The organism is Fervidobacterium riparium, from assembly GCF_025370035.1.
Classification (GTDB): domain Bacteria; phylum Thermotogota; class Thermotogae; order Thermotogales; family Fervidobacteriaceae; genus Fervidobacterium; species Fervidobacterium gondwanense.
This window is the reverse complement of sequence record NZ_CP009277.1, coordinates 987283-1003181: the sequence shown is the minus strand read 5'-3', so window position 1 is coordinate 1003181 and position 15899 is coordinate 987283. Positions and strand designations below refer to the sequence as shown.

The following is a 15899-nucleotide window of genomic DNA, read 5'->3' as shown; positions in this document are numbered from 1 at the left end:
GTTGAGGAGGTGCACTTTCATGGAAGTTCTGACTTTTTCAAAAGGCCCCAAAGCTGTCGGTCCTTATTCATCGGCCATAAGAGTTGGAAATGTGATCTTCTTTTCGGGCATATTGCCGATTAACCCGGAAAATGGCGAATTAGTTAATGAAAACGTAGAGAAAGCAGCTGAGCAGATTTTGAAAAATCTATCAGCCATGCTTTCCGAAATTGGTCTTACGTTGAAAAACGTCGTCAAGACAACCATATTTACAACTCGCTTGGACGAGTTTTCGAAAATCAACGAAGTCTATCAGAAATACTTTGAAGCTCAAACTTCAGTTTTCCCAGCGAGAAGCACTGTCGGTGTTGCAAGCCTTCCGAAAGGCGCACTGGTTGAGATGGAATTCATTGTTGAAATTGTCTAAGAAATTTTTATTTGGTTTCTCTTTTTTCTTTTACGTTCTTGAATAGTTCAATGCGATTTTTTATCAAATCATCAACATTGGTACTCGAAAAGAGTACCATTTTTTCGTAAGCTACCTTTAACGATTCAATCTCGTCACTTTTATTTCCGAGTGCTATTTTGACTTTATCATAAAAAGCTTTTTCGTTGGAATATTCAACAATATATATCACTGCTATTGCAACGATAATCACAACAGAGATTGAAATTGGATAATTCTTAATTGCAGGGAGCGCAAATCCAAGAAATACGCCCGCGGTACCGATTAATGTGAGGTAAGTCTTGTTACGAATCATGGCTCTGTTAAATAAGAACCTGCGTAAATCTTTAAGCATCTCCTTTCCAACAGGAGTATAAATATACCTCGATGGTAAAAGAAGAAGTGTCAATACAACAACTGCGTATGGATTTTTTATAAGAAAACCTATCCCTACCATCGTTAGTATAAGGATTAGTCTTGATAGAAGTAAACTTGAAACCCAATTATTCAAAAGAATTCCTGTCAAAAAGACAATCGTTCCAAAGAAAGTTTCCATGCTCCGCATTCCTCCCCTAATCAGATATAAATATGACAGTACTATGCGGTTGAGCTGTATAATATCCCTTCACTAAGTATGGAGTTTCCAAGAAATCATCCGGATAATCTCTAGATGTGTCTACGATTAAGTACCAATCTTCGCCTTGAAGTGGCGGAAGTACAAAGTTCAAAGGTTCTTTCCATTGATTCAAGATAACGTATATATTGTTATCTATCCTTAAACCCTTAACTGGATCTGATCCAGATATCATAAAAGCTATCGAATGAGAATGATAACACATGTCTGGTTCAAAAGGATTAATGCCATGCCAAGTTATATCCGTTATGAGATTGCCAAATTTATCGTATTTTTCGTAAAAACACTCTCTCTTTAAGGCAGGATGTGACTTTCTAAAGCGAATCATCTTTTTAACAAACTCAAACAAATCTTTGTGTTTCTCTTTCAATGTCCAATCAACCCACGTTGTTTCATCATCAATACAGTAAGCATTGTTATTCCCATTTTGTGTTCTGAAAAATTCATCACCCATCAAAATCATTGGAGTTCCATGAGAAAGCATAAGTATGGCAAAAAAGTTCTTTACCTGCTGTTTTCGTATTTTCACGATTTTTTCATTATCTGTGTCACCTTCAACTCCGTAATTATAACTAAAGTTTTCATCTGTACCATCTCTATTTCCTTCGCCATTTGCTTCGTTATGTTTCTTATTGTAAGATAACAGGTCTCTCATGGTGAATCCATCGTGGCATGTTATGAAATTTATGCTTGCATGCGGTTTTCTATTTGCGTAGAGGTCGGGACTACCAGATATTCTAAGCATCAACTCTTCAATTACTCCATTATCGCCTCTGACAAACTTTCTAACGCAATCTCGATATTTTCCATTCCATTCAGCCCATCCTTCTGGAAAGAGTCCTAAGTGATAACCACCTGCAGCATCCCAACCTTCAGCAATCAATTTCAATTTTCCAACAATTGGGTCTTCGGCTATGTCTTTCAAAAGCGATAAATCACCTATCCACCTACCGTCTGGCGTCCTACCAAGCACAGATGCCAAATCAAATCTGAAACCATCAACGTGCATTTCGGTCGCCCAGTATCTCAGGCTGTCAATTATCATCTCTTTGACAACAGGATGATTACAATTCAAGGTATTGCCACACCCTGAATAATTTAAGTAGTACCTTTTATTCTTCGGATCAAGCATATAATATATCTCGTTGTCTATTCCTCTAAAGCAAAGCGTAGGTCCCTTTTCTCCACCTTCTCCTGTGTGGTTGTACACAACATCCAAAATAACTTCAAAGCCATTCTTGTGAAGCATCTTTACAAAGTCTTTGAATAGAAACACCTGTTCACCGAGCTTCAGCCCAACTGAGTAATTTCCGGTGACTGCAAAGAAGTTCAATGGGTTGTATCCCCAAACGTCTTTAAGCTGCTCTCCAGTAACTGGATTCACATTGGGATTTGAGTTAAGATTGAATTCAAAAATTGGCATAAGTTCAATTGTAGTAACGCCGAGCTCTTTTAAATGGTCAAGCTTTTCAATTATTCCAAGGAATGTGCCCGGAAATTTCACGTTTGAAGTCGGGCTTATAGTGAAAAGTCTAACGTGCATCTCGTATATTATAGTTTCGTTCCACGGTATGTGTAGTTGCCTGTCGTCTTCCCAGTCATACTTTGAATCATCAATTACGATTGACCTTATCATGCTTTTTGAAGAATCAATTGTAGAGAATGATAAGTCTCCCATCGGAGAATTTCTCTCGTACCCATAAACAGCATCATCGTTCCAGTCAAAAAATGTTGTTACTGCCTTTGCGTATGGATCTATGAGCAATTTGTTAACATTAAATCGCTTACCATTTAGTGGATCATAAGTTCCATCTACACGCCAACCATAATATTGGCCATGTCCAATGCCGTAGACGTATATGTGCCAAATGTCTCCGGTTTTATTTTTTATGGGATCAAGTTCAAAAGAATGCGATGGTATCGAATCATAGTAATTTTGGTAAAGTTCCAAGATAACTCGAGTGGCATTTCTAGAAAATATTGCAAAGTTAACCCCTGTTTCATCAGGTGTTGCACCTAATCTTGGATAACCTCTCTTCGTTTTTAGTACAACGTCAGGTCCGGGGTTCTTATACTGAAGTGGATAATCAGCCACTTATTTCACCACCGTTCCTAACTTCTCCAATCTGCGGAATTTCGAGTATTTTGTTCAATATTCTCTTGATCTCTTCTTTGGACCTATCTTTCATAAATAACTTCTCAAGTAAGTCTAATGCTTTCAATACGAGAATGTTTATTTCATTTACAGTTTCAGTTAACGCCCCGCTCTCCAAAATCAGACTCTGTATGAGTTCGATCTCTTCCTGAGTTTTTTCCTTTTTGGAAATGATATCAAACAAAGTCATTTTTTTCTCGCTTGAGAGCTTTTCGGAAGTTTTCTTTATCAGTATGGTAGCCTTACCCTCAACAATATCGTTAACACTCTTTTTGTCCCCACCAAATGTACCAATTATGTCATCTCGATACTGAAAAGCAATCCCAACGAGTTTGCCTATTTCTGTGAGCGTTTTTATTTCTTTTTCATCATTCTGGCCACTAAGATAGTAACCGAAAAGCATTGGATGTATAAACGTGTAGTACGCGGTTTTTAACAAGCTGATCTTTGCCGGGATATCGTCTGTTAATATTGTCTCATCCAATCGTCCAGTGTATAATATATCAAGCAGCTGACCGTAACCTGTTTTTACATAACAATCCGAGAAGAGTCTCAATACTTTTCTGAAGGTTCGACTTTCAATGTTTAGTTCAGATAACACGCCAAGAAGATAAAACGATATTATATCTCCAACAATTATTGCAAGGTCTTTACCGAGCTTTTCGTTCTCAAATTTGGATTCGTATATCTTGTGTAACGTTAGTTCCCCTCTTCTTAAAAGTGATTCATCGATAACGTCATCATGCACGAGTAAAAAGGCATGCATGATTTCAATTATTGCTGCTAACTTCAGAGCATTATTTTCAGCATCGTTATCCGAGTACCCCTTGTATGTTAACACAAGCAAAAAAGGTCTGATCCTCTTTCCAGGCCTTAGTACAAAATGTGAAAACTCAACGATCACATCTTTCAGTTCTCCTGGTGTATCTTCAAATAACCCATTAAGGATTCTTTGTATTTCCTGTTCTACGGCCTTCTGTATTTCAAGAGCTTCTTCTCGCATTCTATTTTGCCTCCATTAACCAGTTAGTTTGCAAATAAAATTATACCACACCTGTTTGAAATAGTCTAAAACTGGCAAATGTGGTATAATAAAATATATTGGAAAAGTAGTGAATCAGGAGGTGCATTATTTTTTGGATGTCACATTCAATGAAATTTCTAATGCTGCTGAAAATCTGAGAAAAAGAATCGAGAATGGTAAATCGTATGGTCTTGTAGTTGTGAATAAATCATTCGCCAGGACTTTGTTGAGATCAATAATCGATTTTTCAAAGATTTCTGACGTACTCATCATTGAGCCTGAAACTAATATCGGTATCGATGAAATAAGAAATGCCATAAATTTTTTAGAATTTACTCCTCAGGGTGATTCAAAATTTGTCATTATTTATGATGCTGACAAATTAACGCAGGAAGCAGCAAACGCTTTCTTAAAGACATTGGAAGAACCACCAGCTTATGCTGTCTTGATTCTTGTAACAACAAGGTGGAACTCTCTACTTCCAACGATAAGGAGCAGATTGCAGAAATTGTATGTCAAATTAGAAATCAGCTCTGAATTAAACGATTTTCAAAGATTTATAGCTTACTGGAACTACGATATGCTCAGAGAATTGGTGGGAGGAAACTACGACGTTCTTTCAGAAGATGAACTATTTGAATCTAAAACAGAAGATCTGTCAGATTTAACGATCTTCATGTCATTAAAAGAAATGTTCAAAAAGAATATCTCAGCGGATTTAAGAACCTTTAGTAAATTTCTTTTACGCCTTTCTAAGAAAAATGATGTCCGATTTCTGAAAATAACAGCAAAAGCGGTTATGTGGACTGCCTTCAAAGATGAAAGATTAACACTGAAAGAAAAGATTAGACTTGCACAAGTTTGTGATAGTGTGCTTAAAGCAAAAGTTTTTAACTTTAATTACCAGCTTACGTACTATACTTTATTACTTAACTTAAGAGGTGATAATCTGTGAGTTTACAAGCAACAGTCTATGGTGTTGAATTAATGCCAATGGGTAAGATTATCTATTACTTAGATAATGGTGAGAAAATGACCTATGGAGACTACGCAATTGTTCTCAGTGAGTTTGGAACTGATTACGGCAAAGTTCTTTTGGGGCCGAAAGATATAAGCATAGATGATGTAGACTACGAACTGAAGTCGGTTTTAAGAAAAGCAACGGTAGAAGATTTAGATATAATTCGCGAAAATGAGGAAATTGCAAAAAGAGCACGTGAAGTAACTATTGAACTTGTGAAGAAGCACGAATTGCCCATGAAAGTTCTGCAATCAAAATATATATTCGACAGGAGCAAGTTGGTAATATATTTTAGTTCAAAAACACGTGTGGATTTTAGAGAATTAGTAAAAGATATCGCAAAGGAATTCAAAACACGCATCGAACTTAGGCAAGTTGGTGCAAGAGATGAGATGAAATTCATTAAAGGATTGGGATTATGTGGTAAAAAGAGTTGTTGCTCTTATTTCTTAAGAGAGTTCGACAGTGTTACGCTAAAACATGCAAAACAACAACAGATGATGATTAATACTTCAAAAATAACTGGTCCGTGCGGAAGATTGCTGTGCTGTCTTACTTATGAACACGAATATTACATAGAAGCGCTCAAAAACATACCAGATGAAGGTTCAACGATATACTATGACGGTAAGATCGCTAAAGTAATAACTGTAAACGTCTTCCTCTCAAAAGTAACATTACAAACAGAAGATGGCGAGATGGTCGCACTCCCATTTACATACTTTAAGGAGGGAGAAAATGCGGGAAATTGGAAGGTTATTGATAGTGGTAGGAGTAGTAACTATTACGATGGGCTTGATGATATTGCTGATATCGAAGATGAGTGATTTGAAATGGTTGCCAGGAGATATTGTTATTAGGAAAAAGAATTTTGTGTTTATCTTTCCAATCACAACGATGATCATTTTAAGCGTAGCTTTAACGATTATATTGAATATAATTAGCAAATTTTTTAAATAAGAATGCCGAATGGTAGAGGGGGAAAGGGAAATGTACATTGGACTCGACCAGGGAACTACAAGCACAAGAGCTATACTTTTTGATAAAGACTTTGGGATAATTCACGAAGCGAGAAGAGAATTTAAACAGATATATCCGAAAGAAGGATGGGTTGAGCATAACCCTGATGATATTTGGCAAACAGTTGTGGAGGTTCTTGAAGAGTGTAAAAGAGTTGCAGATTCAAAAGGAGAAAAGATTGAAGTCATTGGCATAACAAACCAGCGAGAAACGGTTGTTGCATGGGATGCTGAAAGTAAAAGAACACTTTACAATGCGATAGTTTGGCAGTGCAGAAGAACAGCAGAGCGTTCAAGCTATTTAAGAAAGGAATACGGAACCGAAATCAAAAGAAGAACAGGTTTAGTTGTTGATCCATATTTTTCAGCAACGAAGATGGAGTGGCTCATCGAAAATGTGCCAGATGTAAAAGAAGCGTACAATAAAGGAACCTTAAGATTTGGAACAATTGATACTTTTCTTGCTTGGAAGCTTACAGGTAAACATGTAACAGATTATTCAAATGCATCAAGAACTATGCTTTTCAATATAAAAACCTTAGACTGGGACGATGAACTTCTTTCGCTATTTAATATACGAAGAGAATTTTTGCCGCAGGTAGTTGATACTGCACAGTTAATAGGCTATACAGAAGATGGTATACCAGTAGCTTCGTTAGTTGGTGACCAGCAGGCAGCACTTTTTGGGCAAACTGCTTTTCAAAAGGGAGATATTAAATGTACGCTCGGCACTGGTAGTTTCATATTGATGAACACTGGTAGTGACCTAATAACATCTGAACACAACCTGTTAACTACAATTGGATGGAAAATAAAAGATGAGCTAACATATGCACTTGAAGGAAGTGTTTTCATAACCGGCACATTGGTCAACTATCTTATTAGAAATCTTGGATTTGCAAAAGATAGTTCCGAATTAACGGAATTAGCCTTACAGGTTGGAAATAACGGAGGTATCTATTTCGTTCCAGCACTTACAGGTATAGGCGCACCGTACTGGGACCCGTACGCAAGGGGTTTGATAATTGGCTTAACACCAGGAACCGATAAGAGGCATATAATATACGCAGCATTTGAAGGTATAGCATTCTCTGTAGGACAACTCGTCATGCTAATGGAGAAGGAGAGTTCTATAAAGGTTAATACTCTCAAAGTAGATGGCGGTGTGTCGAAAAATAATCTTATAATACAAATACTCTCTGATGTTGTCGGTTCAGTTGTTGAACGTCCAGTGAACAGGGAAACAACAGCCCTGGGTGCGGCAACATTGGCAGCTATGGCTCTTGGAATTGTCGACAAAAAGAAACTTCAAGAGATAAGAAAAATAGACAGAATCTTTACACCAAAACAGTCACGTGAGGAGGAGTTCGGTAAGTGGAAACAGGCTGTGAATCGTGCTTTGAGTTGGGAATCTTGACAGAAAAAGAATTGAAATCATTTGCGCGAACATTTTCCCAATGTCTTGCCGAAGGTGATGTTATAATACTTTCAGGTGAAATAGGCTCAGGAAAGACAACATTTGTAAGAGGACTTGTTACAGGTCTTGGATGCAGTGAAGAGATCGTTACAAGTCCAACTTTTACCTTGATGAACGTATATGCTTGTTCGAAGACGGTATATCACTTAGACGCCTATAGACTCAACGGAATAGAAGACGTTTTCTATGTACTCGAAGGTGAAATAGAAGACAGAAATGGTGTGTTTGTTATAGAATGGGGAAATCTGATAGATTCGTACTTCATAGAGGATGTTATCACTGTATTCTTCGAACATGAAGATGAAAAACACAGAAAGGTAAGACTGCGAGTACCATCAAAGAGGGTTAGCAGGTTCAGGAGGTGCTTAAACTTTGGAGAATATAAAGAACAATAAGAATAAAAGGAAGTTCAGCAGATTGGAGAAAGAAGCGAAAAAGGCCCGCGAAGAGCGAATATCTATTCCAAATACACTCCCAGCAATAGCTATGAGGAGTAACATGGTTATATTCCCAAACACGGTGGTTCCATTTTATGTTGGAAGAGAAATGTCCCTCATGGCTCTTGAAGAGGCTATGGAGAAAACAAATAATCTGGTTTTTGTTGTAAATCAAAAAGATCCTACCGTCGAGAATCCAACTGAAAATGATCTCTACAAGATTGGAACAGTTGTAAGGGTAATTCAAGTTGGTAAGCTTCCAGATGACACGTTCAAGGTTTTAGTAGAAGGTATCACAAGGGCAAGATGGACGAAGAATGTTGGCGAAAAGTTTTTCGTATTCGAACTCGATTTGCTAAGAACTCGATATGGTAAGTCTAAAAGGCTTATAGCTCTTATGCGGATGGTGAAAGAAGAGCTCCACAAATATGTTCAGTATTCAAGAAAAATACCGCCGGAGACGTTAATGCTGTTAGAAGACGTTGATAATCCGGATGTTTTCGCAGATATAGCCGCTTCACTTTGTCCAGGTACTATAGAAGAAAAACAAGAATTGCTTGAGATAGTACATCCCGCAAATAGGCTTGAGAAGATTCTCGATATTTTAGTTAGAGAAACCGAGTTGCTTGAGATAGAACAACAGTTAGACCAGAAAGTCAAGGAAAGAATTGAGAAAACCCAAAGAGAATACTACTTGCGCGAGAAACTTAGAGTTATTCGCGATGAGCTCGGCGGAGAAGAAGATGTCGAAATAAAGGAATTAAAAGCAAAAATAGAGGAAGGTAAATACCCAGATTACGTAAAAGAGAAAGCACAAGCTGAACTGCAAAGACTTGAAAAGATGTCACCATACGCTCCTGAAGCTAACGTCATACGGACTTATCTTGACTGGATTCTCAATCTACCTTGGTACGAGAAGACTGAGGACACATTGGATATAAACCTTGCTGAAAAGGTTTTGGAAGAGGACCACTACGGACTCGAAGAACCGAAAAGAAGAATCCTTGAATACCTTGCGACAAGAAAGCTGTCTGACAAGGCGAAGGCACCTATAATATGTTTCGTTGGACCTCCGGGAGTTGGAAAGACATCGCTCGCAAAATCGATAGCTCGGGCGATGAACAGAAAGTTCGGCAGAATGTCCCTTGGCGGATTGCGAGACGAAGCCGAAATCAGGGGACATCGAAGAACATACGTTGGTGCATTACCAGGAAGAATCATACAGCTAATCAGGAAACTTGGAGTGAGGAATCCCATAATACTTTTAGATGAAATAGACAAAATGGGAATAAGTTTCCAAGGAGATCCAGCATCTGCACTCCTTGAAGTGCTTGATCCCGAACAGAATAAGGACTTTGTTGACCTATACATCGAGTTACCATACGACCTATCCGAAGTACTATTTGTAACAACCGCTAACGTAATATACTCAATACCACCAGCACTGAGAGATCGTATGGAAGTTATTGAAATTTCAAGTTACACGGATGTTGAAAAATTTCATATTGCGAAGAAGCACATAATTCCAAAGATATACGAAGAATTCACAGAAACAGATAAGAAGGTTTTTGAATTCAAAGATGAATCGATAGGGAAAATTATAAATGAATATACAATGGAACCTGGTGTAAGGGAACTTGAAAGACAGCTTAGAAGCGTCATTAGAAGAGCCACATTGGAATACACAAAAGTCGGAAAGAAAGTTGTAATTACTCCCGAAAAAGTATCAGAATATCTTGGACCAAGCAAAGTCAGAGAAGAAGACAGATTAGATGAACCACTTGTAGGTGTTGCAACAGGACTTGCATGGACACCAAACGGTGGAACTACACTCTATGTAGAGAGCACACTTTTACCAGGCAATGGCGGACTGATAATAACCGGACAATTGGGCGATGTTATGAAAGAATCGGTAAGAATTGCTTTAAGTCTTGCCAAAAAGATGTGCGGCGATGAATATGCTGAAAAGTTTTCGAAAAACGATATACATATACACGTGCCAGAAGGCGCAGTACCAAAAGATGGTCCAAGCGCGGGAATTACTATAACAACAGCTCTGGTCTCTATAATCAAGGATATACCCGTTCGAAACGACATAGCAATGACTGGCGAAATAACGCTCAGAGGTCGTATATTACCGGTCGGCGGAATTAAGGAAAAGGTATTGGCGGCTTACAGAAAAGGAATCAATACAGTCATTATGCCTAAGAAGAATGAAGTTGATTTGGAAAAAATACCAAAAGATGTGTGCGAAAAGATGAAGTTTGTGTTCGTCCAAACTATAGATGAGGTACTGGAGGTGGCACTCTGTGACAAATCTAAACAAGAAAAATCCGATGCAATTACAAAAAAGAATAGCGGAAAACGTAGAACTCGCAAAGGTGATAGCAACTCCAAACGATAGATTTCCTGACCCCCTCCTTGGGGAATTCACGTTTGTTGGAAGATCAAATGTTGGAAAATCAAGCTTATTAAATGCGCTCTTAGGAAAAAAAGTTGCTTTTGTTAGTAAAAATCCAGGAAAGACGAAAACAATAAATTATTTTAAGGTTAACGGAAAGTTTTATTTTGTAGACCTTCCCGGATATGGTTACGCAAGGACTTCAAAAAAAGATAGAGAAGAGTGGAGGAAGATTATAGAAAGATACTTTTCAGAAAGAAGTTGGAATATGAAGCTCCTCTTTTCACTTATTGATTCGAGGCACGAATTGATGGAATCCGATGAACAGCTTCTCGAATGGTTACAGATCTTAGGAATTAGTCCAGTTGTGTTGCTGACGAAAACAGATAAACTCTCTTCTAATGAGCTAAACAAGCAAATCTCTTATTTCAAAAGAGTCCTTTCTGAATATGGTGTAGAAAAAATCATTCCTTGTTCATCTTTGAGCAAGGAAGGCATAGAAGATGTATGGAAAGTTATAGTTGAAGCCCTGCAAAACTCGGAAGAGTAATTCTGAATATTTAAAATTATTCACAACAAACAGGAGGTTTTTAGTAGATGATAAAAAGAGAGATAGAATCACTACTTAAGAGTTATCTCATGGAAACAGGAATGGAGTATGATTTCGTTGTAGAGATTCCGGAAGAAAAATTTGGAGATTTTTCGACTAACATAGCATTAATTGGAGCGAAATTCTTTAAAAAACCACCACGTGAAGTCGCCAAGTACTTTGTGGAGAAATTAACTGGACATCCTATGTTTGACGAAATTTCAATCGCAGGTCCTGGGTTTATAAACTTCAAAGTATCAAAAACTTTTTACAGGGATTTCTTGGACAACTTCCTAAGAAGTCCTGAAGGAATCTGGAGATTCAAGAACAAAGGAAAAATATTGTTGGAATATGGTAGTGCGAATCCAACAGGTCCTCTTACAGTTGGACATGGTAGGCAGGTAGTTATAGGTGATGTTCTGGGTAATATCCTAAGGTATATCGGTTTCGATGTAACTAAAGAGATGTACTTAAATGATGCCGGAAGGCAGATAAAACTCCTTTCAAAGTCAGTTTGGGCAAGGTACAATCAACTCCTTGGATACGAAGAACCAATACCCGAGGACGGTTACAAAGGCGATTATGTTATCGATATTGCAAGGCTCGTATTAAAGGATTGCGGTAATAGATTTTTCAGAACATGGGACAACGAAATTGAAGATATTTTCAGGGATTACGCACTGCGCGAAATCACGAAAATGTTTGATAAGACCTTGGAAATGTTAGACACCAAGTTTGATAACGTTTATAGTGAGAAGAGCCTGATAGATGATGGAACTGTAGATGAAGTGCTAAATATACTGAAAGAAAAAGATTTAACCTACGAACATGAGGGTGCACTTTGGCTTAGAGTGTCACGCTTTGTGAATGATAACGATAAAGTTTTGATAAAGAATGATGGCAGCTATACATATTTCCTAACCGATATTGCATACCACTACAAGAAGTTTAAGAGGGGCTATGACATCGCAATCGATATCTTTGGAAGTGATCACCATGGTCATCTTCCAAGAATGTACGCAGCGATGAAAGCTTTGGATGTACCGGAAGATTTTCTCGTTTTCTTACTTCACCAGTTTGTGACTTTGAAACGTGGTGAAGAGATTGTAAAAATGAGTACAAGAGCCGGAGAATTTGTAACACTTGATGAGCTGATAGAGGAAGTTGGCAAAGATGCTACAAGATATTTCTTTGCTATGGTAGATGTAAATACTCATTTAAATTTTGACTTGGAACTGGCAAAATCGAAAACGAATGAAAACCCCGTTTATTATGTACAATATGCTCATGCCAGAATTTCAAGTATCTTTGAAAATGCAAGACAAAAAGGTGTTCAATTTAATCTGTTAGAAAACATTGAATTACTCGAAAACGAGAGTGAAATGAAAATTATAAAACACATATCGTCTTTCGATGATATATTAGAAAGATGTAAAGAAAAACTTTCACCACACTATCTCACTGACTACCTCGAGACGCTTGCTTCCGCGTTTCACAAGTATTATGCTGAGTACAAGATAGTTGACACTGACAATCCAGAACTCACAAATGCAAGGTTAAATTTGGCTCTTGGTGTAAAGATCATACTTTCAGAAGGCTTAAAACTACTCGGAGTGAGTGCGCCCGAAAAAATGTAAGATAAGAATAGTAAAATATTAAAGCTAATTGAGAAGGTGCTTTATTATGGACGTTCAGCAGTTACTTTCGAAGTATATGTTGGAAATCTCAAAGGTGGAAGACGAAAAGACTCTCTATACTGCACTGAGTGAGATTATAAAACGCGTTTTAGACTTTCAGGTATTAAACATTCTGAGCTCTGGAAATGTAATTTATTTAGAACCTAATGGCGTATCGATAAGTGAGAACTATTACAGCGATTATATCAGTTGGGTTGAGGAAAGGTTACATCCAACGTTTTTACCATTTGAAGACCTGTATGTAGGTCTTGTTCCAATATTTAAAGGAAAGAAGAGCCTTGCTATAGCTGTACTTTTAACAACAAGTGAACCAACTCCAGAGATAATTGATTACCTCCAGTTAATTGCATATCTGTCGGGAATTACGTTGGAGAACCTTAGATTGTTCAAGATGGTGGATGATTCGAGAAAGTATTTTGAGACAGTGCTTAACGTTTCAAACGATGGCATTCTGGTATTTAAAGACACAGAAATCGAGTTTATGAATCTTAAAGCCAAACAAATTCTTGAGGAAAGTGGGTCTTTGCTCGAAAAAATTCGAGAAGAAGTTGAGCACGAGTCAGGTTTTTTCGAATTCGAAAAGGAGAGCACATTTTTCAGTATAACTATTAAGAAGGTCGAATTTTTCGGTGAAGAACGTTTCTTGGTAAGTTTGAGAAACATAACGACTGAAAAGGAAATTCAAAAGTTAAAAGAAGTCGACAAAATAAAGACCAATTTTATAGCGAACATTTCACACGAATTGAGGACGCCTTTAGCTGCCATAAAGGCTTACACAGAAACGATGCTTAACATGCCAATGACATTGGAAGAAATCCAAGAATTCCTTACCATTATTCAAACTCAGTCTGAAAGGCTTGAAAATTTGTTGAACGATTTACTTGATTTTTCACAAATTGAATCTAACACTATGAAGATAGTAAAGGAGAACACGGACATATGCAAGATTGTTGAAAATGTTGTGAAGTCTGCAAAACAAATGGCAAGTGATTATAACGTTGACATCATGGTCGATTGCAAGAACGTGACTGTAAATTGTGACCCGGGGCGTATGGAACAAGTTCTTCTAAATTTAGTGACGAATGCTATCAAATTCTCAGACAAAAGCAAGGAAGAAAGATATGCGAAAATCGAGGCAATAGATGAAGATGATCAGATCAGATTAATGGTCTCAGACAACGGAATAGGAATTCCTGGTGATAAGCTGGACAAGATCTTCGACAAGTTTTACAGGGTCGATAATGATCTTACATATTCAATACCGGGAACAGGTCTTGGACTTGCGATTGTTAGAGAGATTGTTCAATTGCATAAAGGCACAATCCAGGTAGAATCTGAAGAAGGTAAGGGCAGTATCTTTACTGTAATTATACCAAAATAATAATCCAAGAGGGAATAATAATGATTAAAGAGCTACTAAACACAGTTACTGAGATACCTACACCTGACATAGTGGTACAACAGATAATCTCAACAGCTTCAAATCCAAATTCGAGTGCAAAAGACCTCGAAAAGGCTATATCTATGGATGTCGGGTTATCAACCAAAATATTGAGGTTAGTTAACTCCGCGTATTATGGTCTTCCACGCAAGATAACTAAGCTAAGTGAAGCGATTGTAATCGTAGGTTTCAAAACGGTCAGAAATCTTGCGTTAAGCGTCTTTACTTATTCGGCACTTCATTCGAAACATACCTTTATCGACCATGATAAATTATGGTCTCATTTCATGTTAACAGCAGTGTTTTCAGAGCATATTGCAAAAAGCATAGGTTTCATAAACAGAGAAGAAGTTTTCTTGGCTGGGATGATGCATGATATTGGGAAGTTGGTACTTGATTTGATGTTTCCCAAGTATACCTATGAAATTTCAAAAGTTGGTGAAAGATCTCAAGTACCGTTTTTTCTTTTGGAATACAAGGGAAATGTTGAAAATCACATGGAGATAGGTGGTGAACTCCTAAGATTGTGGAAATTCCCAGATGAATACATAAGTGTAGCGCAATACCACGAGAAACCATCATTGAACCCAGATTCTCGTTATATAGAGATGATATGTATAGTCCACTTAGCAAACGTTTATTCTAACATATTCCTACCTGGCTATTCACTGTCATACGGTGAACCGTACCTTGACCCGTTTGCTTTAAGTGTTTTGGGGTTGAAACCTTCTGCCTTGAAAGTAATATACAATGAACTTGATAGAGTGTTTGATAAATCTAAAGATATAATATACGGAGGTGTTGAAGATGAAGCAGGAATACAAGCTTAAAATGCTCGAATCAGAGTTGCGAAAAGTGATTTCTGAGGCGCTGATGGAAATGAAGGACGAATTCATAGAAAAATCAAGGTCTCTCATAACGATCTCAAGAGTAGAAGTATCAAAAGACAAAAGATATGCTGATATTTATGTTAGTGTCCTTGGTGACGAAAATAAAAGAAAAGAGATTTTGGAATACATTGAATCTAAGAAGGGGTATTTTAGAACTTTCGTAGCCAAGAATATAAGAATGTATGTAGCTCCCGAGTTGAGGTTTAAAGAAGATAAAGGCATTGAAGCAACTGTGAGAATAGGTCAGCTGCTTGATTCAATTAAAGAAAATAAAAAACTAGGCGATAACGAATAAGGGATATTCTAATAAACGGAGGGGTCCGTATGGAGGTTATAAAAGGTTTGGGAGTACCAAATGTTGACCAAGAATTTCAAAAGAAATCTCCAATGCCGAACACACATGTACAAACAACCGAAAATAACTCTAATCATCAAAGTGAGCAAATCGGTGTAGTCACTCCTCAATCTGAAAATATTGACTTGTTTAAGGAAAACCTTGAAAAATTAAAGAAAATTTTTAGAGGAGAAGCTGAATTCAAAATAGATAGAGATACAAACATGGTCGTCATAAAGATCAAAGATCCCGAAACGGGGGAAATTATTCGCCAGATTCCTCCAGAACTTGCAGTGAAACTCGCAAAGAATATACAGGAATTGTTGGGGGTTTTGATGGACGAAAGGGTGTGATTA

The 15899-nt window shown here is 37.5% G+C and carries 16 protein-coding genes; 13 read left to right on the top strand and 3 right to left on the bottom strand.

Going from position 1 to position 15899, the window contains the following annotated elements; genetic code table 11:
* Nucleotides 1-19 precede the first annotated feature (19 nt).
* Entirely contained in the window at nt 20-406 is a 387-nt protein-coding gene (locus IB67_RS04530; protein WP_339744699.1) for a Rid family detoxifying hydrolase, read from the top strand.
* 7 nt (nt 407-413) lie between these two features.
* Here IB67_RS04530 and IB67_RS04525 read toward each other — a convergent pair whose 3' ends face one another.
* The 3 genes from IB67_RS04525 to IB67_RS04515 are packed head-to-tail and all read right to left on the bottom strand — an operon-like array spanning nt 414 to nt 4216.
* Nucleotides 414-980, bottom strand: a complete 567-nt coding sequence (locus tag IB67_RS04525; RefSeq protein WP_072758049.1) for a hypothetical protein — start codon at nt 978-980, stop codon at nt 414-416.
* A 16-nt stretch (nt 981-996) separates the two neighbouring features.
* Nucleotides 997-3153, bottom strand: a complete 2157-nt coding sequence (gene glgX / locus IB67_RS04520) for a glycogen debranching protein GlgX (RefSeq protein ID WP_072758047.1) — start codon at nt 3151-3153, stop codon at nt 997-999.
* On the bottom strand, nt 3146-4216 hold the full coding sequence (locus IB67_RS04515) for a polyprenyl synthetase family protein (RefSeq protein ID WP_072758045.1): 1071 nt from the start codon (nt 4214-4216) through the stop codon (nt 3146-3148). Before IB67_RS04515 ends, glgX begins: the two co-directional genes overlap by 8 nt.
* A gap of 133 nt (nt 4217-4349) precedes the next feature.
* On the opposite strand from IB67_RS04515, the gene IB67_RS04510 reads away from it, so the two are divergent.
* The 12 genes from IB67_RS04510 to IB67_RS04455 are packed head-to-tail and all read left to right on the top strand — an operon-like array spanning nt 4350 to nt 15896.
* The gene (locus tag IB67_RS04510) at nt 4350-5192 is read left to right on the top strand and encodes a DNA polymerase III delta subunit-related protein (RefSeq protein WP_072758043.1); all 843 of its coding nucleotides are present in this window, start codon (nt 4350-4352) and stop codon (nt 5190-5192) included.
* Nucleotides 5189-6085 carry a PSP1 domain-containing protein gene (locus IB67_RS04505; RefSeq protein ID WP_072758041.1) on the top strand — a complete coding sequence of 299 codons (897 nt, stop codon included), beginning with the start codon at nt 5189-5191 and terminating at the stop codon, nt 6083-6085. The genes IB67_RS04510 and IB67_RS04505 overlap by 4 nt, the downstream gene beginning before the upstream one ends.
* Complete coding sequence (locus tag IB67_RS04500) at nt 5997-6218, top strand: DUF2905 family protein (protein WP_072758039.1); 222 nt, start codon at nt 5997-5999, stop codon at nt 6216-6218. The genes IB67_RS04505 and IB67_RS04500 overlap by 89 nt, the downstream gene beginning before the upstream one ends.
* Nucleotides 6219-6248: 30 nt before the next feature.
* The gene (glpK, locus tag IB67_RS04495) at nt 6249-7694 is read left to right on the top strand and encodes a glycerol kinase GlpK (protein WP_498875493.1); all 1446 of its coding nucleotides are present in this window, start codon (nt 6249-6251) and stop codon (nt 7692-7694) included.
* On the top strand, nt 7691-8149 hold the full coding sequence (gene tsaE, locus IB67_RS04490; RefSeq protein ID WP_245789460.1) for a tRNA (adenosine(37)-N6)-threonylcarbamoyltransferase complex ATPase subunit type 1 TsaE: 459 nt from the start codon (nt 7691-7693) through the stop codon (nt 8147-8149). Before glpK ends, tsaE begins: the two co-directional genes overlap by 4 nt.
* Nucleotides 8127-10595 (top strand): endopeptidase La, encoded by a 2469-nt coding sequence (lon, locus tag IB67_RS04485; protein WP_084634322.1) that lies wholly within the window; start codon nt 8127-8129, stop codon nt 10593-10595. Before tsaE ends, lon begins: the two co-directional genes overlap by 23 nt.
* A complete protein-coding gene (yihA, locus tag IB67_RS04480; RefSeq protein WP_339744686.1) occupies nt 10501-11142 on the top strand; it encodes a ribosome biogenesis GTP-binding protein YihA/YsxC in 642 nt (213 codons plus the stop codon). Before lon ends, yihA begins: the two co-directional genes overlap by 95 nt.
* A 47-nt stretch (nt 11143-11189) precedes the next feature.
* Entirely contained in the window at nt 11190-12818 is a 1629-nt protein-coding gene (gene argS / locus IB67_RS04475) for an arginine--tRNA ligase (protein ID WP_339744683.1), read from the top strand.
* A 46-nt stretch (nt 12819-12864) separates the two neighbouring features.
* Nucleotides 12865-14259 carry a sensor histidine kinase gene (locus IB67_RS04470; RefSeq protein ID WP_498875492.1) on the top strand — a complete coding sequence of 465 codons (1395 nt, stop codon included), beginning with the start codon at nt 12865-12867 and terminating at the stop codon, nt 14257-14259.
* A 20-nt stretch (nt 14260-14279) separates the two neighbouring features.
* Complete coding sequence (locus IB67_RS04465; protein ID WP_072758031.1) at nt 14280-15149, top strand: HDOD domain-containing protein; 870 nt, start codon at nt 14280-14282, stop codon at nt 15147-15149.
* Nucleotides 15127-15504 (top strand): 30S ribosome-binding factor RbfA, encoded by a 378-nt coding sequence (gene rbfA, locus IB67_RS04460; RefSeq protein ID WP_072758029.1) that lies wholly within the window; start codon nt 15127-15129, stop codon nt 15502-15504. The genes IB67_RS04465 and rbfA overlap by 23 nt, the downstream gene beginning before the upstream one ends.
* Before the next feature lie 29 nt (nt 15505-15533).
* Nucleotides 15534-15896 carry a flagellar protein FlaG gene (locus IB67_RS04455; RefSeq protein WP_084634321.1) on the top strand — a complete coding sequence of 121 codons (363 nt, stop codon included), beginning with the start codon at nt 15534-15536 and terminating at the stop codon, nt 15894-15896.
* The last annotated feature ends 3 nt before the right edge of the window (nt 15897-15899 follow it).